The organism is Pseudomonas sp. N-1-13 (assembly GCF_057787095.1).
The window spans coordinates 5,471,407-5,495,222 of sequence record NZ_JBYNRI010000001.1; the positions used below are offsets into that span (position 1 = coordinate 5,471,407).

The 23,816-nt window shown below is 61.0% G+C and carries 23 protein-coding genes and 1 riboswitch; of the genes, 9 read left to right on the forward strand and 14 right to left on the reverse strand.

Going from position 1 to position 23,816, the window contains the following annotated elements; translation table 11 throughout:
- Window positions 1-99: 99 nt before the first annotated feature.
- On the reverse strand, window positions 100-504 hold the full coding sequence (locus tag AC3I65_RS24530) for an acyl-CoA thioesterase (protein WP_047230424.1): 405 nt from the start codon (window positions 502-504) through the stop codon (window positions 100-102).
- Window positions 505-695: 191 nt separating this feature from the next.
- Window positions 696-802: riboswitch (S-adenosyl-L-homocysteine riboswitch) on the forward strand.
- Window positions 803-825: 23 nt separating this feature from the next.
- Here AC3I65_RS24530 and ahcY point away from each other — a divergent pair.
- The 5 genes from ahcY to rhlE2 all read left to right on the forward strand — a co-directional run bounded on the left by ahcY (window position 826) and on the right by rhlE2 (window position 7,391).
- A complete protein-coding gene (gene ahcY / locus AC3I65_RS24535) occupies window positions 826-2,235 on the forward strand; it encodes an adenosylhomocysteinase (RefSeq protein ID WP_076383373.1) in 1,410 nt (469 codons plus the stop codon).
- 180 nt (window positions 2,236-2,415) lie between these two features.
- Window positions 2,416-3,261, forward strand: a complete 846-nt coding sequence (metF, locus tag AC3I65_RS24540; protein WP_047230426.1) for a methylenetetrahydrofolate reductase [NAD(P)H] — start codon at window positions 2,416-2,418, stop codon at window positions 3,259-3,261.
- A gap of 83 nt (window positions 3,262-3,344) precedes the next feature.
- Complete coding sequence (locus AC3I65_RS24545) at window positions 3,345-4,427, forward strand: hypothetical protein (RefSeq protein ID WP_488524234.1); 1,083 nt, start codon at window positions 3,345-3,347, stop codon at window positions 4,425-4,427.
- A 55-nt stretch (window positions 4,428-4,482) separates the two neighbouring features.
- The gene (locus tag AC3I65_RS24550; RefSeq protein WP_448694358.1) at window positions 4,483-5,259 is read left to right on the forward strand and encodes a substrate-binding periplasmic protein; all 777 of its coding nucleotides are present in this window, start codon (window positions 4,483-4,485) and stop codon (window positions 5,257-5,259) included.
- A gap of 266 nt (window positions 5,260-5,525) precedes the next feature.
- Complete coding sequence (rhlE2, locus tag AC3I65_RS24555; RefSeq protein WP_047230429.1) at window positions 5,526-7,391, forward strand: RNA helicase RhlE2; 1,866 nt, start codon at window positions 5,526-5,528, stop codon at window positions 7,389-7,391.
- A 253-nt stretch (window positions 7,392-7,644) separates the two neighbouring features.
- On the opposite strand, the gene AC3I65_RS24560 is transcribed toward rhlE2, so the two are convergent.
- Both AC3I65_RS24560 and AC3I65_RS24565 read right to left on the reverse strand, forming a co-directional pair.
- Complete coding sequence (locus tag AC3I65_RS24560; protein WP_439125314.1) at window positions 7,645-8,241, reverse strand: YceI family protein; 597 nt, start codon at window positions 8,239-8,241, stop codon at window positions 7,645-7,647.
- 32 nt (window positions 8,242-8,273) lie between these two features.
- The gene (locus tag AC3I65_RS24565) at window positions 8,274-8,825 is read right to left on the reverse strand and encodes a cytochrome b (RefSeq protein ID WP_047226958.1); all 552 of its coding nucleotides are present in this window, start codon (window positions 8,823-8,825) and stop codon (window positions 8,274-8,276) included.
- A 339-nt stretch (window positions 8,826-9,164) separates the two neighbouring features.
- Here AC3I65_RS24565 and llpB point away from each other — a divergent pair, with 339 nt between their 5' ends.
- Window positions 9,165-9,671 (forward strand): lectin-like bacteriocin LlpB, encoded by a 507-nt coding sequence (gene llpB / locus AC3I65_RS24570; protein WP_047226957.1) that lies wholly within the window; start codon window positions 9,165-9,167, stop codon window positions 9,669-9,671.
- A gap of 571 nt (window positions 9,672-10,242) precedes the next feature.
- Here the strand turns inward: llpB and AC3I65_RS24575 are convergent.
- On the reverse strand, window positions 10,243-12,000 hold the full coding sequence (locus tag AC3I65_RS24575) for a flavin monoamine oxidase family protein (protein ID WP_107323036.1): 1,758 nt from the start codon (window positions 11,998-12,000) through the stop codon (window positions 10,243-10,245).
- A 224-nt stretch (window positions 12,001-12,224) separates the two neighbouring features.
- Between AC3I65_RS24575 and AC3I65_RS24580 the strand changes: the two genes are divergently transcribed.
- Window positions 12,225-13,631, forward strand: a complete 1,407-nt coding sequence (locus AC3I65_RS24580; RefSeq protein ID WP_076383370.1) for an adenosylmethionine--8-amino-7-oxononanoate transaminase — start codon at window positions 12,225-12,227, stop codon at window positions 13,629-13,631.
- A gap of 200 nt (window positions 13,632-13,831) precedes the next feature.
- Window positions 13,832-14,551, forward strand: coding sequence for a 16S rRNA (uracil(1498)-N(3))-methyltransferase (locus tag AC3I65_RS24585; protein ID WP_047226954.1), 720 nt, complete (start codon window positions 13,832-13,834; stop codon window positions 14,549-14,551).
- A gap of 66 nt (window positions 14,552-14,617) precedes the next feature.
- On the opposite strand, the gene trhA is transcribed toward AC3I65_RS24585, so the two are convergent.
- A complete protein-coding gene (trhA, locus tag AC3I65_RS24590; RefSeq protein ID WP_047226953.1) occupies window positions 14,618-15,235 on the reverse strand; it encodes a PAQR family membrane homeostasis protein TrhA in 618 nt (205 codons plus the stop codon).
- 220 nt (window positions 15,236-15,455) lie between these two features.
- On the opposite strand from trhA, the gene AC3I65_RS24595 reads away from it, so the two are divergent.
- Entirely contained in the window at window positions 15,456-16,370 is a 915-nt protein-coding gene (locus AC3I65_RS24595) for a LysR family transcriptional regulator (protein WP_047226952.1), read from the forward strand.
- Between the two features lie 118 nt (window positions 16,371-16,488).
- Here the strand turns inward: AC3I65_RS24595 and madM are convergent, their stop codons facing one another.
- The 9 genes from madM to mdcA all read right to left on the reverse strand — a co-directional run bounded on the left by madM (window position 16,489) and on the right by mdcA (window position 23,742).
- A complete protein-coding gene (madM, locus tag AC3I65_RS24600) occupies window positions 16,489-17,253 on the reverse strand; it encodes a malonate transporter subunit MadM (protein ID WP_076386537.1) in 765 nt (254 codons plus the stop codon).
- 5 nt (window positions 17,254-17,258) lie between these two features.
- Window positions 17,259-17,651, reverse strand: coding sequence for a malonate transporter subunit MadL (gene madL / locus AC3I65_RS24605; RefSeq protein ID WP_047226951.1), 393 nt, complete (start codon window positions 17,649-17,651; stop codon window positions 17,259-17,261).
- 67 nt (window positions 17,652-17,718) lie between these two features.
- The gene (mdcH, locus tag AC3I65_RS24610) at window positions 17,719-18,639 is read right to left on the reverse strand and encodes a malonate decarboxylase subunit epsilon (protein WP_107323037.1); all 921 of its coding nucleotides are present in this window, start codon (window positions 18,637-18,639) and stop codon (window positions 17,719-17,721) included.
- Window positions 18,636-19,259, reverse strand: coding sequence for a malonate decarboxylase holo-ACP synthase (locus AC3I65_RS24615; protein WP_488524235.1), 624 nt, complete (start codon window positions 19,257-19,259; stop codon window positions 18,636-18,638). Before AC3I65_RS24615 ends, mdcH begins: the two co-directional genes overlap by 4 nt.
- Entirely contained in the window at window positions 19,253-20,056 is an 804-nt protein-coding gene (mdcE, locus tag AC3I65_RS24620; protein WP_107323038.1) for a biotin-independent malonate decarboxylase subunit gamma, read from the reverse strand. The genes AC3I65_RS24615 and mdcE overlap by 7 nt, the downstream gene beginning before the upstream one ends.
- A complete protein-coding gene (locus tag AC3I65_RS24625; protein ID WP_047226947.1) occupies window positions 20,053-20,904 on the reverse strand; it encodes a biotin-independent malonate decarboxylase subunit beta in 852 nt (283 codons plus the stop codon). Before AC3I65_RS24625 ends, mdcE begins: the two co-directional genes overlap by 4 nt.
- A complete protein-coding gene (locus tag AC3I65_RS24630; RefSeq protein ID WP_047226946.1) occupies window positions 20,897-21,196 on the reverse strand; it encodes a malonate decarboxylase subunit delta in 300 nt (99 codons plus the stop codon). The genes AC3I65_RS24625 and AC3I65_RS24630 overlap by 8 nt, the downstream gene beginning before the upstream one ends.
- Complete coding sequence (locus AC3I65_RS24635) at window positions 21,196-22,071, reverse strand: triphosphoribosyl-dephospho-CoA synthase (RefSeq protein ID WP_047226945.1); 876 nt, start codon at window positions 22,069-22,071, stop codon at window positions 21,196-21,198. The genes AC3I65_RS24630 and AC3I65_RS24635 overlap by 1 nt, the downstream gene beginning before the upstream one ends.
- On the reverse strand, window positions 22,072-23,742 hold the full coding sequence (gene mdcA / locus AC3I65_RS24640; RefSeq protein WP_047226944.1) for a malonate decarboxylase subunit alpha: 1,671 nt from the start codon (window positions 23,740-23,742) through the stop codon (window positions 22,072-22,074).
- Between the last annotated feature and the right edge of the window lie 74 nt (window positions 23,743-23,816).

Genomic DNA, 23,816 nt, shown 5'->3' on the forward strand with positions numbered 1-23,816 from the left:
GCTCGCTCTCACAAGGGATGGGTGGTAGACAACAATGCTGCGACCGACCGCAAGTTCAGGTGGGAGCGAGCCTGCGTGCGATTGGCGACGCCGCCGATCTCACGCACTGGCAATATCGTCCTGGAACTGATCCTTGACGTACTTGATCTCGGTCCGGCCGTGCGGCGCCGGCAGGCCATCTTCCCCAAGATTGACGAAGACCATCTTCTCCACGGTGAGGATGCTTTTACGGGTGATCTTGTTGCGCACTTCGCAGGTCAGGGTGATCGAGGTGCGGCCGAATTCGGTGGCGGTGATGCCCAGTTCGATGATGTCGCCCTGGCGCGAAGCGCTGACGAAGTTGATTTCGGAGATGTATTTGGTAACCACACGCTGGTTGCCGAGCTGGACAATGGCATAGATCGCCGCTTCCTCGTCGATCCAGCGCAACAGACTGCCGCCAAACAGCGTGCCGTTGGGGTTGAGGTCTTCGGGCTTGACCCACTTGCGGGTGTGGAAATTCATGTTCACTCCTGAGCGTCTGGCCGATGGATGCCTGCATCATGGCAGACCGGGCAGCGTGGCTCTATGTCGGGGTCCCAATAACGATCATCGGCAATTTTGATTTGCCGACAGAAACCCTTTGGAAGATCCGATTAGCCCGTTATAATCGCCACCGCTTTACCTCGGTCCTCGCTTTGGACCGTTCCCGCCACCTGTCCGAGGGGCGCTGCAGCAGGTTCGACCTGTCAGGCTCGGATGGGGCGTTGTTTGTACGGGGCTCCCCGCACGGACACTAAACGCACAACGGCGCCCATTCGCATACATTACGAATGGAGGCTCTTCATGAGCGCTGTTATCACGCCTGCAGATTTTACCGATTACAAAGTCGCTGACATGTCCCTGGCTGCCTGGGGTCGTCGCGAAATCATCATCGCCGAATCCGAAATGCCAGCCCTGATGGGTCTGCGTCGCAAATACGCCGGCGAGCAACCGCTCAAGGGCGCGAAGATCCTCGGCTGCATCCACATGACCATTCAGACCGCCGTGCTGATCGAAACCCTGGTTGCCCTGGGTGCCGAAGTGCGCTGGTCGTCCTGCAACATCTTCTCGACCCAGGACCAGGCCGCTGCCGCCATTGCCGCTGCCGGTATCCCGGTATTTGCCTGGAAGGGCGAGACCGAAGAGGAATACGAATGGTGCCTGGAGCAGACCATCCTCAAGGATGGCCAGCCATGGGCCACCAACATGATTCTTGACGACGGCGGCGACCTGACCGAACTGCTGCACAAGAAATACCCAGCCGTACTGGACAACGTCCACGGCGTGACCGAAGAGACCACCACCGGCGTACACCGCCTGCTGGACATGCTGGCCAAGGGCGAACTGAAAATCCCGGCCATCAACGTCAACGACTCGGTGACCAAGAGCAAGAACGACAACAAGTACGGCTGCCGTCACAGCCTCAACGACGCCATCAAGCGCGGTACCGACCACCTGCTGTCGGGCAAGCAGGCGCTGGTGATCGGCTACGGTGACGTGGGCAAGGGCTCGGCTCAGTCCCTGCGCCAGGAAGGCATGATCGTCAAGGTGTCCGAAGTTGACCCGATCTGCGCCATGCAGGCCTGCATGGACGGCTTCGAGCTGGTTTCGCCGTTCATCGACGGTAACAACGATGGCACCGAAGCAAGCATCGACAAAGCGCTGCTGGGCAAGATCGACTTGATCGTGACCACCACCGGTAACGTCAATGTCTGCGACGCGAACATGCTCAAGGCCCTGAAAAAGCGCGCCGTGGTCTGCAACATCGGCCACTTCGACAATGAAATCGACACTGCTTTCATGCGCAAGAACTGGGCGTGGGAAGAAGTGAAGCCACAGGTCCACAAGGTGCATCGCACCGGCGCCGGCAGCTTCGACCCACAGAACGATGACTACCTGATCCTGCTGGCCGAAGGCCGCCTGGTGAACCTGGGCAACGCCACCGGCCACCCAAGCCGCATCATGGACGGCTCGTTTGCCAACCAGGTCCTGGCGCAGATTTTCCTGTTCGGCCAGAAATACGCCGACCTGTCGCCAGCCCAGAAAGCCGAGCGCCTGACCGTGGAAGTGCTGCCCAAGAAACTCGACGAAGAAGTGGCCCTGGAAATGGTCCGCGGTTTCGGCGGCGTGGTCACCAAACTGACCAAGCAACAGGCTGACTACATCGGCGTGACCGTCGAAGGCCCGTTCAAGCCCCACGCCTACCGGTACTGATCGGCGCTGCCTCCTTGGTGGAGCGGACCTGTGGGAGCGAGCCTGCTCGCGATGCAGACACCTCGATCTGACTGTCAGACCGAGGTGATGCCAATCGCGAGCAGGCTCGCTCCCACATGAGTCCGCTCCCGCAAGGGATATGCAAGCCTCACCGGCCTACGAGTTTCCAAGGATATGACCATGTCCCAAGACCGTCGCTACAGCTTCGAGTTCTTCCCGACGAAGACCGATGCTGGGCATGAAAAACTGATCGCCACTGCCCGTCAGTTGGCGAGCTACAACCCCGACTTCTTCTCCTGCACCTATGGCGCTGGCGGTTCGACCCGTGACCGCACGATCAACACCGTGTTGCAGCTCGAAAGTGAAGTCAAAATCCCCGCCGCCCCGCACCTGTCCTGCGTGGGTGACAGCAAAGCCGATCTGCGCAGCCTGTTGAGCCAGTACAAGGCTGCCGGCATCACCCGTATCGTGGCCCTGCGCGGTGACCTGCCCTCGGGTATGGGCATGGCGAGCGGTGAACTGCGCCACGCCAACGACCTGGTTGAATTCATTCGTGAAGAAACCGGTGAGCACTTCCATATCGAAGTGGCGGCCTACCCAGAGATGCACCCCCAGGCACGCAATTTCGAAGACGACCTGCTCAACTTCGTACGCAAGGCCAACGCCGGCGCCAACAGCGCGATCACCCAGTACTTCTTCAACGCTGACAGCTACTTCTACTTTGTCGACCGCGTACGCAAGATGGGCGTCGACATTCCTGTCGTGCCGGGGATCATGCCGATCACCAACTACAGCAAACTCGCGCGTTTTTCCGACGCCTGCGGGGCAGAAATCCCACGCTGGATCCGCAAGCAGCTGGAAGCCTACGGCGACGACACATCCAGCATCCAAAGCTTCGGAGAGCAAGTCATCACACAAATGTGTGAACGTTTGTTACAGGGCGGGGCACCGGGGCTGCATTTCTATACCCTGAACCAGGCCGAGCCCAGCCTCGCAGTATGGAATAACCTCAAGCTGCCGCGTTAATGTCTTAATTGGGCGGTACAAAGAGGCCTTGGCGAAAAACCAAGGCCTTTTTTCTACCCGAAATATCTGGAGGGATGCAGTAGATGCCTATTGGTCAAAGGTTAACGACCCCACAACTCATTTATCTGGTCTATGGGGCCGAGACCTATCATCAAGAAGCCGTGTTCAGCATTGCCAGCGCCTTGGCCGGACTGCGCGAGAGCCCGGGTGAGGCATTGGACATCCAAGTATTTACCGACAATCCCATGCCCTACGCTGGACTCCCGGTGCGCGTACGCCACCTCGACAACGAAACCCGTCAGACCTGGATCGAGCCGCATGGCTATCACTTTCGCGCAAAGCATGTAGTCATGCAAAAGGTGCTTGAGGAAGTCGAGCTGGCACTGCTGATCGACACCGACACCTTCTTCCACTGCTCTCCTCTGGAGCTGTTTCGGCGCATTCAGCCCGGCACGTTGCTCTGCAACGCGGTAGATCTGAACTATGGCGCCAACAAGGATGCCGTACTTTACGTAACGCTGGCGCAAGCCCTGCAACGACGGCAACTGGCGGATGACAACATGCCGCAGTTGAACTCGGGCGTGATTGGTCTTCATTGGACCGACGCATCAGTTCTGGATCGCTCGATTGCCCTGATGGACGAGTTTTATCCCATGGCGAACGGAGCCTACACGCTGGAAGAGTTTTGCCTTTCGGTGGCGGCCTATCGTTCGGTACACGTGCGCGAATGTCCGGACCTGATTCACCATTACTGGAGCCGCAAACAGCTGTTCCGCGCCAAAACCAAGGCTTGGCTCGACAAACATCATGCCGCGCCCATGTGCCAATCGGCCCTGGATGAAACCCGACAAGTCACCGCGACGTTACCCCGACCGCCCACATTGCAACGTCTGGCTTATAAATTGATTACCGTGGCGTTACCCAGCCATAAACGGCAATTCATGCGCGAAATTCTCTACGGCTGCTACCGTCACACCAACCCGTTCGACCAGGCCTGCACGCCGGTCTGGTGGGAAAAGGCCAGGGAGAACGTTGAAAATCGCCTGAAAGAGCCATTGAAAGACCATGAACTCAAACGATGGCTCAACCACCCACTGATTCGCTGGGTGCTGGGCGAGCGCCGCGAAGCCATCTATCGGCACCTAATGCAGGTAAAAGGCAATTAAGCCGCGGGCCAGAGGGCTCTAGCTATTTGATGAGCTCTCGTCGTAACCTCAGGCCATGCCCTTCATCACCCGGTTACTGACCACCTTTGTCCTCCTGTACCTGAGCATGGATGCCCGGGCCGAGAAGTTGCGCATTGTCACCGAACCCTGGGCGCCTTATGTCTACGAAGAGAACGGCCAGGTCCTGGGACTCGACTACGAAACCACCGCCATTGTGTTCAAGCGCCTGGGCATTGATGTGCAATGGCAACTGCTGCCGTGGAAACGTTGCCTGGCGATGCTTGAGCAGGGCCTGGCGGACGGTGCGCTGGACATTTTCCACAGCAACGAACGCGACGCCATGCTGCTTTACCCCAGCGAACCGCTCTCGGACGTGGAGTTCGTGATGTTCTACGCCAACGCCCGCCCCCATCCCTTTCGCACGCTCAATGACTTGGTCGGCCTGACCGTGGGCACCTCGCCCGGTTATCTGTACAGCCAGGCCTTCAGAGAATCGCCCCTGTTCAAACGTGAGACGGCACCCACCCATGAAGCCAACTTTGGCAAGTTGCAACTGGGCCGGATTGACCTGCTCATCACCGACCGCCGGGTGGGTCGGCACGTACTCAAGCAAATGCAACTGGGCGACCAGATCACCGAAAACCCCGTGGTTGTGAGCCGTCAAAGCCAATACCTGGCGGTGCGGCGCAACGCCGGGATGGATCTGCTGGTGCAGCGCTTCAGCGCCGAGCTCAAGCGCTTCAAGCGCGAACCGGCCTATGCCGAGCTGATCGCCCGCTATGGCGCCGTTCCGTCTGCCAGGACCAAACCGTCCAGCCCGGTGCAGCGTTGAAATAAACCGTTGAGCAGCAGGAAAGCGGCGCACGGCGTTTGCTCTGTTATACTCCGGCCTTCCCGCCAGGCTCACGCCCGGACGCCCGGTCTTGCAAAAGGCATCCCGACACCGCTACAGCGCAGCTTCCAGCCCGCGCGAGCCCTGTCCGGACCTGCCTTCCAGACTCGGCAGGACCGGACGGGATGACGTCTTTTTGTTGAACGTCATTCGCGCCCGGCAAGACTATCCCATTGGGCCAGGCCCTCACTAAAACAGGATTACTCATGTCCTTTGCTTCCCTCGGTCTCTCCGAGGCTTTAGTCCGCGCCATCGAGGCTGCCGGCTACACCCAGCCTACCCCGGTGCAACAGCGGGCCATCCCCGCCGTGTTGCAAGGTCGCGATCTGATGGTCGCGGCGCAGACAGGCACTGGTAAAACCGGTGGTTTTGCCCTCCCTATCCTGGAGCGGCTTTTCCCCAACGGTCACCCAGACAAATCCCAGCGTCACGGCCCGCGCCAACCGCGCGTCCTGGTCCTGACCCCAACCCGCGAACTGGCAGCCCAGGTACACGAGAGCTTCAAGATCTATGCTCGCGACCTGAAATTCGTCAGTGCCTGCATTTTCGGCGGCGTTGGCATGAACCCTCAGGTCCAGGCCATGGCCCGTGGCGTCGACGTGCTGGTGGCCTGTCCGGGTCGTTTGCTCGACCTGGCCGGCCAGGGCAGCGTCGATCTGTCCCACGTGGAAATCCTCGTGCTGGACGAAGCCGACCGCATGCTCGACATGGGCTTTGTCCATGACGTGAAGAAAGTGCTGGCCCGCCTGCCCGCCAAGCGTCAGAACCTGCTGTTCTCGGCGACGTTCTCCAAGGACATCACCGACCTGGCCGGCAAGCTGCTGCACAACCCGGAACGCATTGAAGTCACACCGCCAAACACCACGGTCGAGCGCATCGAACAACGTGTGTTCCGCCTGGCGGCCAGCCACAAGCGTGCCCTGTTGGCGCACCTGATTACCGCCGGCGCCTGGGAACAGGTCCTGGTGTTCACCCGCACCAAGCACGGCGCCAACCGTCTGGCCGAGTACCTGGACAAACATGGCCTGCCGGCCGTGGCGATCCACGGTAACAAGAGCCAGAACGCCCGCACCAAGGCCCTGGCCGACTTCAAGGCCGGCGAAGTGCGCATTCTGGTTGCCACCGACATCGCCGCTCGCGGTCTGGACATCGACCAGTTGCCCCACGTGGTCAACTTCGAGTTGCCGAACGTCGATGAAGACTACGTACACCGTATCGGCCGTACTGGCCGGGCCGGCCGTTCGGGCGAAGCGATCTCGCTGGTCGCGCCGGACGAAGAGAAACTGCTCAAAAGCATCGAGCGCATGACCAAGCAGAAAATCGCCGATGGCGACCTGATGGGCTTCGATGCCAGCACCATCGAGGCCGAGAAGCCTGAAGTGCGTGAACGTCCGGACGTGCGCAACCCACGCAATGCCCGTGGCCCTCGCGGTGACGGTCCAAATGGCGGCGGCGGTGGTGGCGGCGGCCGTAAAGACAAAGGCAAGGACAAGGGCAAGGAAAAATCGGCCAGCACCAGTCGCGGCGAACGCCCGGCTCGCGAGCACAAGCCTCGCGAAGGTACTCCGGCCCGTGAACAGCAGCGCCCGGCACCACGTGCCGCTGCCGATCGCGCACCGGACGAGTTCCTGGACGACGATATCGATAACTTCGGCAACCGCGTCGATTACGTGCCGCAGCAGAAACCCGCCCAGGGTCGCGGACGTCGTCCTGGCGCACCGGCACAGGGCGCGGCGGGCGCAGGTGCTCCTCGTGGCCAATCCCAGGGGCGTCAGAACGGCCCGCGCAACAGCAACGGCTCGTCCACCGGCACCCCGCCGGCCAAGCGCAGCGGCCCGCGCAACGGCGCACCTCGTGACGGCCAGGCCCGCCGCGAAGACTCCCGCCCTCGCCGCCCGGCACGTGACGAGCAGCCTCGTCAGGAACCTGCCGTGCAAGCCCCTCGTGGTAACCAGCCGAAGATCATGCACAAGGAGTCGAAGATCGATCGATTCCCGACGCCTGAACAGCTGGATCAACTGCCAAGCCGTCCACGGGGCGAGAAGCCGGCACTGCTGACCCGCAATCGCTGAGTTTCTCCAAGCCGTAAAAATGCCCCTGATCTCGCGATCAGGGGCATTTTTTTTGAGTAACGCCAACTTCACCCCGTGGGAGCGAGCCTGCTCGCGATTGCGGTGGTTCAGCCAGTACAGAGGTTGACTGACCCATGGCAATCGCGAGCAGGCTCGCTCCCACAAGGGGTCATGTGCGGTTCACAAGATTCCATACGGCAATAAAAAACGCCCCTGATCCAAGATCAGGGGCGTTTTTTGTCAGGCGCGAATGTTATTTCGCTTTGACACCTTCAAACGAAACGTACAGCTCGACCACGTCGGACGTTGGGCCCAGGTCTTTCTGCTTGCCGAAATCGGAACGCTTGATGCTGGTGGTCCCTTCGAAGCCGGCACGGTAGCCGCCCCACGGGTCCTTGCCTTCACCCAGGAAGGTGGCTTTGACCACGACAGGCTTGGTCACGCCCAGCAGGGTCAGGTCACCAGCCACGTCGGCGGTTTCCTTGCCATCAGCGTTCTTGCCGGTGGATTTGACGCTGGTGGACACGAAGGTGGCCTTGGCAAATTTGCTCGCGTTCAGGAAGTCAGCACTGGCGATGTGCTTGTCGCGCTCGGCGTGGTTGGTGAACACGCTGGCGGTGTTCACGTTGAACTCGATCTTGCTGTCTTCAGGCTTGGCGGCGTCGAAGTTGAACTTGCCGTCGATGTCCTTGAAGGTACCGGTGATGTAGCTATAGCCCAGGTGGCTGATCTTGAAGTCGACGAAGGCGTGTTGGCCTTCCTTGTCGACCACGTAGTCGGCAGCCATGGCCTGACCGGCCGACAGCAGGGCAGAACCGATTGCCAGGGCGGCGAGCGTTTTTTTCAACATGCTTTCTATTCCTTTGGAGTCGAGGTTGAACATCAGGCTTGGCGTCCCAGCATGCGCTTGAGGGTCGCGTCACGATCGATAAAGTGGTGTTTCAATGCTGCCAACGCATGGAGGCCGGAGAAAATTACCAGCGCCCATGCCAGGTAGAAGTGAATCTGGCCGGCAACGTCTGCCTGATCGGGCAGTCCGGACACCAGCGCGGGTACTTCAAACAGACCAAACACCGGAATCCCGACACCGTCTGCGGTGGAAATCAGGTAACCGGCAATCATCACGGCGAACAACCCGAGATACAGTGCGCTATGGCCAAGCTTGGCGCCGACGCGGGTCAGGCGGCCATAGGTTGACAAGGTCGGTGGTGGCGGACTGACAACCCGCCAGATCACCCGCAGCAACATGACCGCCAGCAGCACCAAGCCAATGCTCTTGTGCAGGTCCGGCGCGTCTTTACGCCAAGTGCTGTAGTAATCCAAGCCGACCATCCACAGCCCCAGCGCGAACAGCCCGTACACCACCAGTGCAATGCCCCAGTGCAAAACGATGCTGACCCAGCCATAGCGAGAAGAAGAGTTGCGTAGCTGCATTGCTCATATCCTGTGAAAACTGCGACCAAGACTAGCGAGTTATCTATCGATTTAAAGCGGAAAATTTTGCTTTGAAATATCGAGAAATACGATCATCAGTCTGGAGGGGGTGGGTTAAGGAAAGATTAAAGGGGAAACGGCGGGTGATGGCGAGGCGATCAGGCAGCCTTTGGGGCCTGTATGGACCTCATCACGAGCAGGTTCGCTCCCACAGGGGACCGCACCGGAGCCGTCACCGCCGTCCAACTATTTGTTCCATTCAATATATATCTATCGCCATTTTCACTTTCACCCTTGATCAAATGAGCGCTCCACAACTCATTGAACAAGGTGAACAAAATGGCTGTTCGTTATACCCATTTTAAAGCTAACGGCTCGCCGCAATTACCCCCTAATCAAACGATGTCCCCGGGGCAATACCTAAAATCCAGTAATGGGCGGTTCCGATTGATATTGCAGGCCGATGGAAACTTGGTAATCAAGGACCGCGAGGCAATTATCTGGACCGCTGGTGATAAACAACCTCACAGCGTCACGTTGTATCCAAGGAGAATGCGTGAACCTCTACAATTCGTCGTCAGCAACAGCGGCTTTCTTTATGATCCGTCCAGACGGCGATTGTGGATCGCCGAAAGCACCCACAGTACTGATAAGTCACTTTGGTATAACACTTGTATGACCATGCAGGACGATGGAAACCTAGTCATTTTTGACATGCGAACAGGCAACCTCTGCTGGGCCCGCTTTGGCTTCGTTCCGGGACGTATGTCGAAGCCGAAGCGGGTCAGGATCCTGTTTGAGGACGTGCCAATTCATACGTGGTCATTTTCGTTACCCCCCCTCTAAAAATTCTCTTAGGTAATGTTACTTAATGGGGTACTCGGACCTGTGGATCCATATCGCATCTGTACGCCAATTGAGGGTCGTATTTTTTAAGCGTCATACGACCGTCAGTAAAGCCTCTACTGGCGAGCATTATAAAGAACATCAAAGCTTCTATCGGTTTCATGGTCGCTCCAGTTTACGAGCCTGAAACTTGAAGAATTAGTTTACCGAACACTCAGGCTTATATGGATCGATGGAGCATTTGTGTGCTAACTGCGGATCTCTTTTTGGAATCATCGGAATTGTCAAAGGATCCCGGCATTCGCCATACACACATCCATATATCGAAACCAATACAACCACTGCCATTAGTATTTTCATACGCGCTCCTGTTTTTCGAGGAGCCTAGACTTATGGCTTGGTAAGCGCTATAGCCTGCTTCTGGTTAAAGGGTGGGAAGTTTCCGATATATCGCCAAGGCGTGTAGGACGTAGCGCTTATTAAGCGACGCCGGGCTTTGAGTGGCGCCGCCGGTACGCTTGATACTGGATAAAAAACGCGGCCCTTGAGCCGCGTTCTTTCCACCTGATCGTTACTGAGCCTTGGTTTCAGTAGTCGTCGTCGGTTTGACTGCCGGCTTCTTCGCCGGCGGGGCCTTTTTCACCGGAGCCTTGGCCGGGGCTTTTTTGGCCGGGGTCTTGGCGGCTGGTTTTTTCACCGCTGGTTTGGTGGTTGCTTTCTTGGCGGGCTCAACTTTCGCCGGGGCTGGCGCGGATGGTGCCACCGGTGCGGGCGCTGGGGCGGGTGCCGGCACTGGAGCAGGCGCTACCGGCTCCGGAGCCTTGACCGGCTCCGGCTTCTTGTCGTCATCCGAGCCACCAAACAGGTTGGAGAAAAAATTACCCTTCTTCGCCGCCACCGCACCGGCAGCTGCTGCCGCTGCCACCGGCACGACCTTGGCCGGTTCAAACGATTTGCCCGCCGCCAGGTCTTCAACCTGGCTGGCTGCCCGCTGACCGCTACGCAACGCGCCCTCCAGGGTGCCCGGATACAAGGTATCGGTGTGTTCGCCGGCAAAGGCTACGCGCTGCAACGGCATTTCCCACAGGCGCCAGTACTTGCTGATCTGGCCCGGTCCGAAGGCCAGGTACGCGCCGCCCATGGACGGGTCGGTGCTGTAGCGGCGAATTTCATAACCGGTGAAAGCACCCCGGGCCTGCGGGTAAAACGCGTGCAAGCGAATCAGCACCTGATCGGCCATCTGCTTGTCACCAAAGGCCTGCATCACCCGGGCGTTGTCGCCGGACAGATTGATGACCACATTGGCGCCGCCCTTCATGGCCGGCTCGATCCACATCATGCCCAGACCGGTGTTGCTGTAGATCTCACCCGACATGCGCGCCTTGCTGTCCCAGACCGGGGTCTTGAACTTGAGCATGATCTGGTCGCGCCAGCCGTAGTTGGTGCCCTTGATCGCGCCCTGATGCCGGGCGTCCAGGGCCGGGGTCAGCTGGATTTTGTTCAGGGCTCGCAACGGCACCGCCAGCACTACGTAGTCAGCTTGATAGCCGACGCTGCCAACCTTGACGGTAACGCCGTCCTTGTCCTGGGAGATGGCCGAGACGGGCGAGCTGGTCTTGATGGTTTTCAGTTGCTTGACGAAAGCCTGGGCCAACACAGGGCTGCCACCCAGCAGGCGCGCGGCGCGCAGGTCACGGTCGGACACACCACGGTAGACCCGGGTTTGCTGGGCAAAATACAGCAACGACAGTCGCGACGGCTCGTCATAGCGGGTGCGGATCTGCTGGTTCACCAACTGCCGCGCGGTGGTCGGCAATTGCAGACGGTCGAGCCAGTTGGAGACACTGATCTGGTCCAGTGCGTGCAACGTGTTGTTGGCCGACGGGTTCTGTGGGTCTTCAATGGAACGGGCCAGGTCGTCCAGGGTGGTTTCGTAACGTTTGAGGGCCTCAGCCGTGGCCGGTTGCTTGGTCGCCAGGTCAGCGGCGGTGAGGTAGGTGCCGTCGATCAAATAGCTGGGGGTGCGCACGAACTCCGGGGCCGGTGTGGTGCTCAACTTGAAGGTCGAGATGTACTTGTTCAGTACCGGCTGAGTTTTTTCGTTGCCGATCCATTCACTGGTGGCCATGCCCGAACGACCGCCCAGGCTTGGCTTGGCTTCCAGCAGGGTTACCTGCCAGCCTTTGTTCTGCAGCTCGTAGGCCGCCGTGAGCCCCGCCAGGCCGCCGCCGATGACGATCACCGTCGGTTGCTTGTCCTTGGCCAGCGCACACACGCTGAACAGCCCTATCACCACCAGCGCACAGGCGCGCAGCCAACCAGCAGACATTCAGCGAACTCCGGAATAAAACGCAGGAACGATCAGTTTTTCGAGCCAGACGGCTCAGAGAACGGCGAAGAATACGTCAGCCACCCCAGCGCCGCCAGCGGCGTCTATCGCCTTACTCAAGGTAGCAGGAATGACACAATGGGTTGTCCCCGGGGCTGCCATTGCATAGGCTTGCCCGATTGTTTTGCCCGCGCCCGCCGCGAGCCGCCTCGAGGAGACTGTATATGGGCCTGAATAACCAGTGGATGCAACGCGACCTCGCGGTGCTATGGCATCCCTGCACCCAGATGAAAGACCACGAAAAGCTGCCGCTGATCCCGATCAAGCGCGGTGAAGGCGTGTGGCTGGAAGACTTCGAAGGCAAGCGCTACCTCGATGCCGTCAGTTCCTGGTGGGTCAACGTGTTCGGCCATGCCAACCCGCGGATCAACCAGCGCATCAAGGACCAGGTCGATCAACTGGAGCATGTGATCCTCGCCGGCTTCAGTCACCAGCCGGTGATCGAACTGTCCGAGCGCCTGGTGAAGATGACGCCTGAAGGCCTGACCCGGTGTTTCTACGCCGATAACGGCTCGTCCTGCATCGAAGTGGCGATGAAGATGAGCTTTCACTACTGGATCAATCGTGGCCAGCCGGCCAAGAAGCGCTTCGTCACCCTGAGCAACAGCTACCACGGCGAAACCATCGCAGCGATGTCGGTGGGCGACGTGCCGCTGTTCACCGAAACCTACAAGGCGTTGCTGCTGGACACGATCAAAGTGCCGAGCCCCGATTGCTACCTCCGCCCCGAAGGCATGAGCTGGGAAGAGCATTCGCGCAATCTGTTCGCGGCCATGGAACAGACCTTGGCCGAACACCACGACACCGTGGCCGCTGTAATCGTCGAGCCGCTGATCCAGGGCGCCGGCGGCATGCGCATGTATCACCCGGTGTACCTGAAGCTGCTGCGCGAGGCGTGTGATCGCTATGGCGTGCACCTGATCCACGACGAAATCGCCGTCGGCTTCGGCCGCACCGGCACGATGTTCGCCTGTGAACAGGCCGGTATCACCCCGGACTTCCTTTGTTTGTCCAAGGCCCTGACCGGCGGCTACCTGCCGCTGGCGGCGTGCGTGACGACCGATGAGGTCTACAGCGCGTTCTACGACGACTACCCGACCCTGCGCGCCTTCCTGCATTCCCACAGCTACACGGGCAACCCGTTGGCCTGCGCGGCGGCCCTGGCGACGCTGGATATCTTCGAAGAAGACAACGTCATCGAAAACAACAAGGCCCTGGCCCAACGCATGGCAAGCGCCACCGCGCACCTGGCCGATCACCCGAATGTGGCCGAAGTGCGCCAGACCGGCATGGTCCTGGCCATCGAGATGGTCAAGGACAAGGCGAGCAAGACCGCTTACCCATGGCAGGAACGTCGCGGCCTGACGGTGTTCCAGCATGCTCTGGAGCGCGGCGCATTGCTGCGGCCGCTGGGCAGCGTGGTGTATTTCCTGCCGCCGTATGTCATCACCCCCGAGCAAATCGACTTCCTGGCTGAAGTGGCCAGCGAGGGCATCGACATCGCCACCCGGGACAAGGTCAGCGTGGCGGTGCCGAAGGATTTTCATCCAGGATTCCGTGATCCGGGTTAAACCCCGGTGTTCTTGTTGGAATACTGTTGTGGCGAGGGGATTTATCCCCGCTGGGCTGCGCAGCAGCCCTAAAACCGGACACTCCGATACTTCAGGCAAATCGCGTTGTAAGCATTTGGGGTTGCTTCGCAGCCCAGCGGGGCGGTGCGACGTTTCGCTAAATCCCCTCGCCACAGGTTTAACTTTTTCAGAGATTCGAAATGAGACTGTCCCGCTTCTTCATCGACGCCCCCCTCAGCCTCGGCGCTCACGAACTGCCCGAAGCCCAGGCCCACTACATCGGTCGGGTGCTGCGCATGGCCGAGGGCGATGCGGTGCAGGTGTTCGACGGCTCTGGCCAGGAGTTTCGCGGCACCCTGGCCGAAGTCGGCAAAAAACGCGTGCTTGTGCAGTTGAACGAACAATTCGCCGGGCAGGTTGAATCGCCCTTGCGCATCCACCTCGGTCAGGGCCTGTCCCGGGGCGAGCGCATGGACTGGGCGATCCAGAAAGCTACCGAACTGGGCGTCAACGAGATCACGCCGATTTTCAGCGAGCGCTGCGAAGTGCGCCTCAAGGACGAACGCGCCGACAAACGCCTGTTGCACTGGCGCCAGGTGGCGATCAGCGCTTGCGAGCAGTGCGGGCGCTCCACCGTGCCGGTGATCCACCCGCCGCTGCTACTGGCCGACTGGCTGAAGCAAACCGACGCCGAACTGAAACTGGTGCTGCACCCGGTGGCCGAGCCGCTGGTCAGCCATGCCAGACCGTCGAGCCTGGCCTTCCTGATCGGCCCCGAAGGCGGTTTGTCGGATGCCGAAGTGGCACAAGCCGGGACCGCCGGCTACCACGCCGCCCGCCTCGGCCCGCGCGTGCTGCGCACTGAAACCGCACCGGTGGTGGCACTGGCCGTGGCACAGCAGCTGTGGGGGGATTTCTAAAGTCGAATGAAGAAGCCGTGTGGGAGCGAGCCTGCTCCCTCCCACAGGACCAGCGGTGGTTATGAGCTAGAGCACATAGAACAAGATCGCCACAAAATGCAGCAAACTGCCGGCGATCACGAACAGATGCCAGATGCCATGGGCGTGCCGCAACCGATGGTCCAGCGCGAAAAAGACAATGCCGACGGTGTACAACACACCACCCGAAGCCAGCCAGGCAAAGCCGGCGCTGCCCAAGGCGGCCAATAACGGTTTGACCGCCACCAGCACGATCCAGCCCATCACCGCGTAGATCACGATCGACAGGATTCGTGCTTCAGAGCGCGGCTTGATCTCCTGCAAGATCCCGATCAGCGCCAGCCCCCAGACAATCCCGAACAAGGTCCAGCCCCACGGCCCGCGCAGGGTGACCAGGCAGAACGGCGTATAGCTGCCGGCGATCAGCAGATAGATCGAAAAGTGATCGACCTTCTGCATGATTGCTTTCTTGCGCCCGCGCACACTGTGGTAAACCGTCGAAGCGCTGTACAGCACCAGCAAGGTGAAACCGTAGATCGCCACGCTGACGATTTTCCACGCATCGCCCGTCATCCCGGCAATTACCAGCAACCACACCGCCCCGATAAAAGCCGCCACCGCCCCGACCAGGTGGGTCCAGGCGTTGAGTCGCTCTCCGTGATACATCCAGTCCCACCTCACATTCCAAAACAGACGCCAAGGCTCAGGCTTGGCGCTACAAAGTGCAATGTTTAGCTCTCTGTGGGAGCAAGGCTTGCCCGCGATGAAGATAACGCGGTGCCTCAGGAGCCTAGTCGCCTGCATCGCGAGCAAGCTTTGCTCCCACAGATCAACATCCTCCTACCGATTGGGGCACAATCGGGCGATACGAATAAGAGTCCACCCCATGCTGATCGACGAAGAATTGACCCTGAAAAAACTCGAGGTGTTCCTGGCGTTCATGCGCACCGGCAATCTTGCGCGGGCGGCGGCCGAGTTGCAGACCAGCAACGTCAGCGTACACCGGGCCATTCACTCGTTGGAAAGCGCCTTGCGTTGCCCGTTGTTCAAGCACGAGGGCCGCAACCTCACCCCCCTGGAAAGCGCTTACGTGCTGGAAGAACGCACACAGAAGCTGATTCAGGACGTGATCGAAAGCGTGCGCCTGACCCGTGAAGCCGCCGGGTTTTCCGCGGAGCGGTTCAAGCTCGGCTCGCTGTATTCACTGACGGTCAAGACCGTGCCGCAGTTGATCATGGGCCTGAAGATCCGCCGCAGCGAACTGAACATCGACCTGATCCTGGGCTCGAACATCGACCTGCTGTACAAGCTCAAGAACATGGAGGTGGACGCCATCCTGATCTCCCTGGACGACAGCGTGAACGACCCTGACTGCGAGCATATCGAGCTGTTTTCAGACGACATTTTTCTCGCCACGCCAGCCGATTCCGCCTTCGCCCAACGCAGTGAAGTGGACTTGGCCGAAGTGTGCAACGAAACCTTCATCACCCTCACCCAGGGCTTCGCCACCCATCAGGATGGTAATCGAGTGTTCAAGCAGGCGGGGTTCGAGCCGAAGGTGGCGATGCAGGTCAACGACATCTTCACCCTGCTGAGCATGGTCAGCTCCGGGGTCGGTTATGCCTTGCTGCCGGGACGGATTGCGGCGGTGTATGAAAACCGGGTGAAATTGATCCCGTTGCAGGAAAAGTATCGGCTTCAGCAGCACATCGGCGTGGTATTCCTGAAGGCCAAGGAGCGCGATCCGAATTTGCTGGCGTTGCTGGCGGAGTGCCGGATGTATGCCAATCGCCAGGCTTGAGACCCAGTCGCCTTCATCGCGAGCAGGCTCGCTCCCACACGGGATGGTGAACACCGATCCAATGTGGGAGCGAGCCTGCTCGCGATGAGGACAGCCCGCTCAGCGAAAATTCAAAGCCTTAGCCCAACAACCCCCGCATGATCAGATACAACAGCGAAGGCCCGAGCAAGCACCCGAGCGCCGTGTAGAACGCCGCCGTCAGGCAACCATACGGCACCAGTTTCGGATCGGTGGCCGCCAGGCCGCCGGCCACGCCGCTGGAAGTGCCCATCAACCCGCCAAAGATCACCGCACTGCGCGGATTGTTAAGGCCAATAAAAGGTGCCACGAACGGCGTCGCCACCATCACCAGGATCGCCTTGATCAAACCGGCGGCGATGGACAGCGCCATTACCTCGGAACTGGCACCGATCGCCGCGCCAGTGACCGGCCCGACGATGTAGGTCACCGCTCCGGCGCCGATGGTGGTCAGGCTCACCGCGTCGGTGTAACCGAAGGCCATCGCCACTCCGACACCGGCGATGAACGAGGTGGCCACCCCGACGAACAACGCCAGCACTCCGACGAAACCGGCGCGCTTGAGTTCCTCGACACTCACGCCGAACGCCGTGGCTACAATGGCGAAGTCACGCAGCATGGCGCCGCCCAGCAGGCCGATGCCCGAGAGCAGCGGAATGTCTACTACACCCTTCTGCCCGCCGGTCATCGCACCGCCGATGTACGACAGCACCAACCCCAGGAGAATCGCGATGGCCGAACCGTGCAGGCGGCCCTTGGTGAACGTGTCGCTGATCCAGTACGACACCCACATGGTGATGCCGACAATCGCAAAGCCACTGAGCAGACCGTAGCCGGTGATCACTTTCATCATTGATTCGTACATGGCAATCACCCGACTGTCTTGGCGGAAACATCGGTTTCAGGCCCTTTGTTGCCGATGCGCACCAGCACCGGCACCATCGCAAAGGCAATCACCACCGCCAGGGTCCCAGCCAGAATCGCCATTGGCCCGCCCTTGAGCGCGCCATAGACGTTTTGCTGGGCCGCCATCGCGACCACGATAGGAATGTAGATCGCACTCCAGAATTCCACGCCGGCTTCGGATTTGCCCTTGAACAGGCCGCGTTTGCTCAGGTAACTGCCCAGGCCGATCAACAGCAGCATCGCAATGCCGACACCGCCGACGTTGGCCGGCACGCCGATCAGTTTGCCCAGCAGCTCACCGATGAAAATACCCGCCAGGGTACAAAAGGCCAAAAACGCCACACCGTAAATAATCATTGTTGTAGTCCTCAAAGTGCATCGTCGAAGTTGTTGTTTTTGTGCTTCGCCAGCTTGAGTCGGTGGTTTAGGGTCGGCGGCGTCCCTCCTCTCTGAGCAGCGTCTGCAAGGTGTCCAGGCGCGCACCGTCGAAGGCAATGACGGTGCCCTGCTCGAACACCCGACGCGCCAGTCCCGTCAAAACCGCACCGGGTGGCAGTTCGATCTGTAACCGCACGCCTCGCTCGTAGGCGCTTTGCACGGTGCCGCGCCAATCCACCACGCGGCACATGTTGAAGGCCAGGTCCTCACGCAAGGCGTCGGTGTTCACCACGGGCCGGGCACGACTGCCGCTCAGATAACCCAAAGCGGGCGCTTTCAACGGCACGTCGGCAAACGCCTGGGCCAGTGCCCGGGCCGGGACCTCCAGCAACGGGCAGTGGGACGGTACGCTCACCGCCAACCGACACGCTTTCGCGGCGCCCTGGCGGCGTGCTCTCTCGGCAACGCTGGCCATGGCCTCGTCACTGCCAGCGATGACCACCTGGTTATCGGCATTGATGTTGGCCAGGTAAACCGGCGTCATGGCGCTGTGTACCTGCGCGAGCAACGCCTCCACTGTCGCCAGATCAAGGCCGATGATCGCCGTCATGCCGTAGCCTCGCGGATACGCCTGCTGCATCAGTTCGCCACGCAGGCTGACCAGGCGCAATGCATCATCGAACCCCAGCGCACCAGCCACCACCGCCGCCGGGTACGCGCCGATGGACAGGCCCGCGACGTAATCCGGCACAGGTGCCTGTTCCAACAATTGCCGGGCCGCCGCGACACCCGCGATCAACAGACACAGTTGTACGGCTCGGGTCGATTGCAACGCCTCGGTGCTGTCCAGCTGTCGTACGTTTTCGCCGAGCACTTCACAGGCCAGTTCCAGCAGTTGCGGCGACACGCCCTGGAGCATGCCCGCTCGCTGCGCACCCTGGCCTGGGAATACCAAAAGGCTGCTCACGCCACTTGCTCCAGCGCCGGTTGCCATGGATCGGTCACCAGACGCGCCTGAAGATTATCCTTGAGCAATACCCGCCGCGCCGAGCCGGCCCACTCGCGCAGGGCGACGGCGCCGAAGGGGGTTTGCAGTTGCATGTCCACGGCGCACGTCGAACCGTCCAGTTGCGCCAACAAATCCCTGGCCTGAATACGATCCAGCGGATCCGGTGTGCGCAGGATCAAGTCCAGATCGCTGCGTGCATGCAGCACCTCGATGCCACTGGCCAGTTCAAATCCGGCGCTGCCGCTGACGCCCCAGATCCAGCCGCTGGCATTCAGCATTGGCCGCACTTGAGCGAGCGCCTGCAACGCCGGCAAGTCACGCCGCAATGCGACATGGCAAAGGTCCTCCGGGCGCACCCGGTGCTGGATCGCCGCCACCGGCATCGACGTGGCGTAACGCTGTTCCCGCGAGACGCCTCGCACGCCCACGGCAATGTGTCCCGGCGCGGTGATCGCTCGCCGCACCACCACCGGCTGCTCAAGGCTCAAGGACTCAATGACCCACGCCGGCGCATCCGCAGGCAACGCCTGTGGAGTCATTCCCCATAGCAGGTCGTGGGCCAGGAAGGTGCTCACCACTGCGCTCTCAACAATTGGCGAACGGTGCTGGAAGCCGCACGATGCGTCGCCCCGAGACGGCTGCTCAGGTCCCGAGGCGCACCTGCCACTTCGTTGATCGCCTGTTGCAGACAATCCCTGACCCGTGCCAGATCCGCCGCGTTTGGCTGTTCGATCTGCTCCACCGACAGGGTTTCCCAGAGCAAACCGAGGCTGGCGAAACTGTCGATGTCGTAGGCCATCGGCGGCACGCTGGCGGCCAGGGCCTCAAGCTCTTCGACACTGCGCAGGGTCACCCGCGCCGCCGAGGCCTTGCCCATGGCGTGGACCATCACGCCCGGATCACGCAAGGCGATCAACCGGTTGGCCTGATAACCGTGGGCCAGGAACGCCCCGGACATCGCCTTGCCCACCAGCAAACCAATCACCGGATGCCCGGCCAGCCGTGCTCGGGCATAACTGTCCGCGGCACCGGCCAGGGCCTGATGAATGCCGAGGGCTTCTTCGCGACGACCATAGGCTTGGCTCGGCACATCGACGATGGCAATCAGCGCGCGCTTGCTGGACGCATCACGGTCGGCGTCAATAGCCTCATCCACGGCCTTGGCCAAGCCCCAGCCTTCCAGCAAACCGACTTCGCCGTTGCGGGCACGAGGGAAACGGCTATCGGGATCGGCCACGACGGCCAACAGCCGCACGTTCTGCTCGCCCAGCGTGACGTCGGCCACTTTCAGAGAAGCGGGCAATCCTGCCAACGGCGTGGCGCCGTCGCTCAGAGCCGCGAACCAGCGCAAGCCTCTCAACGAATACGAATTCATGGGCGTTCTCCCTGATACAGCTGGCGAACCGCGGCCGGTTCGATTTGCACTTCAGTGTCCAGTCGGGCCAAACGTTGCAGGAACACCTCGGCCTGACCGCTGCGGTGCTCGGCGGGTACACCCAACTGCAACAACTGGCTGACTTGCTCGCGGATCTGCGCCACGTCATCAGCCACATAGCGGTCCACCAACCCGGTGGCGAAGCGTTGCTCACCGCCGGTCAGGCTCCAGATGAACGGCCGATCACGGGAATCGTATTCGTCGATCCCGGCTTCCTGCTCGATCACTTGCGGACCGTTCAGGCCCAGTCGCGCTTCCTGGGTCACCAGCAGATAGCTGCACAGCCCAGCGGCGATGGACATGCCGCCAAAACAACCGACGCTGCCGGCCACCACGCCGATGACGGGCTGGTACTGGCGCAAGTCGACAATCGCCGAATGAATCTCGGCAATCGCCGCCAGCCCCAGATTGGCCTCTTGCAGACGCACGCCGCCGGTTTCCAGCAGCAACACGGCGCGGGTCGGGATGCCCTTGCGGTTGTCTTCAGCGGCCAGCTCCAGCGCGCCGGCGATCTTCGCCCCGCCGACTTCGCCAAGGCTGCCACCCTGGAACGCGCCTTCGATGGCCGCGATCACCACCGGCAGGCCATCCAGCAAGCCCTTGGCGATCACCACACCGTCGTCGCTTTGCGGCACCACGCCCTGGCGCAGCAGCCACGGCGACATGACTCGCTGAAAGGGGTCGAGCAGTTCACGGAATGAACCGTTATCCAGCAAGGCCTTGGCCCGTTGCCGGGCACCCAGCTCGACGAAGCTGTGTTTGTTGAGCAACGCGGCGCTGTCAGTCATGGCCGATCTCCTCGAAGCCCTGTTCCAGGCGCAAACGCACCACCCCGGGGGTGGCGCCGAAATCGTGGATGTCGATCGCCAGGGCCGGCGGCATCTGGCCGTCGAACATGCGGGCGAACAGGTGTTGCCAGCGTTGTTCACTGCCGTTGACCGAGGTCTGCACCTGAATGGTCAACTTGCCCGCCAGGCCCGGCTCGATCAGCACTTCCAGGTCGCCCGAGCCGACACAGCCCACCAGCGCCCGGCCCCGTGGCGGCTGCCCGGCGGGAAATTCAAAAGATAAGGTTTGCATCAGCACACTCCTGGGAAGAGGCCATCGCCGCGCTCGATACGGTCGAGGAACAGGCAGGCGGCGAGCAAGTCAGCAGCGCCGCCGGGCGAGGCGTTCATGGCAATCAGTTGTTGGTCCAGCGCATGCAACTGGCGACGACCGCCCAGGCTGGCACTGCCACCGGCGTCGAGCACCGCTCTGGCACCGTGCTGCATGGCCTGCAAACCCGGCTCACCGGCGCGGTAGAGCACGCAGGTGTCGGCCAACGTCGTCATGATCGCCAACAAGGCATCGAGCCGAGCGTTCTGTTCTCCCGCCCCCGCCGCGCGACTGCGCTTGAGTTGTGGCAGGCCCAGGCCGGTGACGGCCGGGAACGCCAGTTGCGCTTCTTCCCGGGCACCGCGCACGCCGTAGCGTTGGGCCACTTGAGCGCCATGGCTGAAAGGTTTGGGGGCGTAGCGATCGTTAAGCAAGGCCAGGCGGGCGGCACGTAAAGTGACGGCGCTGGCGACGCTGGATTCAGGTTCCAGCGCGGCCGCAGCTACCAACAACCCCAACGCCCAGATCGCGCCGCGGTGGGTGTTCACACCATCGGTGGTAGCGAGCATCGCCGCTTCCCCCTCACGGCCGATCCGCCCAAGGGCTTCGCGCAACGGCAGGCCGATCTCGCCGCATTCAAGGGCGGCGTCGGCCATTTCCTTGAATGCCGGCCACAGCGACAGCGCCGAAGCGTGCATCAGCCCCAAGTGCAGATCAGTGTGGGCGCCATTGCCGCGCCGATCCACCAGGGCCGGTTTGGGTGACAGGTCGGCTTCGTCGATCAGCGCGTCCACGGCCATATCCGCCAAGCGCTCGGCCAAGGACAATTTTTTCGGTTGCAGGTTGAAGGCGTGCATTTACCAACTCCTGAACTTGGCGGGCGGGTTGTAGAGACCACCGGACCACTCCACCAGATCGGCCACGCTCTTGGCGGCGAGCAACTCGCGGGTGGCATCGGTGCGACGAATGCCGAGGTCTTCAGGCAGGGCAATCAAGCCTTCGCGGCGCATACGGGCAGTGTCTTTCGGGTTATGGCGCAAACCGATGGCAGTGACCCCGGCCACGGCCGCGATCATTGCCTGACGCTCTTCCAGCGAGCGGGCCTTGTACAGGTAGGCGATGCCTTCTTCGGTGAGCAAATGGGTGACGTCGTCGCCGTAGATCATGATCGGTGCCAGGGGCATGCCGGCTTTTTTCGCCACCTCCACCGCGTCGAGGGTTTCGACGAAGGTGGGTTTGCCGCCCTCCTGGAAGGTCTCGACCATCTGCACCACCAGTTTCTTGCCGCGCTCAAGCAGCGGCGCCTCACCATCGCCGTGGCGCATGTCGAGCCAGGCCGGCGTGCCGTGACGGCGCCCCCGCGGGTCGTGGCCCATGTTCGGCGCACCGCCGAAACCGGCCAGTCGGCCACGGGTCACCGTCGAAGAATGTCCGTCACCGTCCACCTGCAAAGTGGCGCCGATGAACAGGTCCACCGCGTATTGCCCGGCCAGTTGGCAGACCATGCGGTTGGAGCGCAGCGAGCCGTCATGACCGGTGAAGAACACGTCCGGCCGCGCGGCGATGTAGTTTTCCATGCCCAGTTCGGTGCCAAAGCAATGCACGCTTTCGACCCAGCCGCTTTCGATGGCCGGAATCAGGGTTGGATGGGGATTGAGGGTCCAGTTACGGCAGATCTTGCCCTTCAGGCCGAGGGACTCGCCGTAGGTCGGCAGGATCAGCTCGATGGCGGCGGTGTTGAACCCGATGCCGTGATTGAGGGACTGGACATTGTGTTTTTCGTAGATCCCGCGGATGGCCATCATCGCCATCAACACATGCACCGGCTTGATGTGGCGCGGGTCGCGAGTGAACAACGGTTCGATGTAGAACGGCTTGTCGGCCACCACCACGAAATCGACCCAGGACGCCGGGATATCAACCCGTGGCAGGTCGCTGACATCGTCCACCAATTGGTTGACCTGGACGATGACGATGCCATCGCTGAAGGCCGCCGGCTCGATCAGCGCGGGGGTATCTTCGGTGCTGGGGCCGGTGTAGATATTGCCGGCACGGTCGGCCATGAACCCGGCCGAGAGCACCACGTTGGGAATCAGGTCCACCACCAACCGGGCATAGAGCTCGATGTAGGTGTGGATCGCGCCGACTTCCAGCAGACCGTCTTCGAGCAACTGGCTGATGCGCAGGCTCTGGGTTCCGGCGAAGGAAAAATCCAGCTTGCGGGCAATGCCGCGTTCGAACAGGTCCAGGTGTTCGGAGCGACCGACGCTGGGCATGATCATGTGCAGGTCGTGCAGCTTCGCCGGGTCGACTTTGGCCAGAGAGCGTGACAGGAAATCCGCCTGCTTCTGGTTATTGCCTTCCAGCACCACGCGATCGCCCGGAAGGATCAACGCCTCCAGCGCCGCGACGATCTTGTCGGTGGGCAACACCACACCGTCGGCAAGCCCCTTCACCAGCTCGAGACGCCGCTGCTTTTCGCAACGCCGCCGCGTCCAGCGCGAGTCGGGGGATATTGTTGTTGTCATGACCACTCCACGGGTTCGCTGTCGTGGGGGTCACATTAGGAGTGTTGTGGCGCGGGCATCAATCAAGCTAAGTG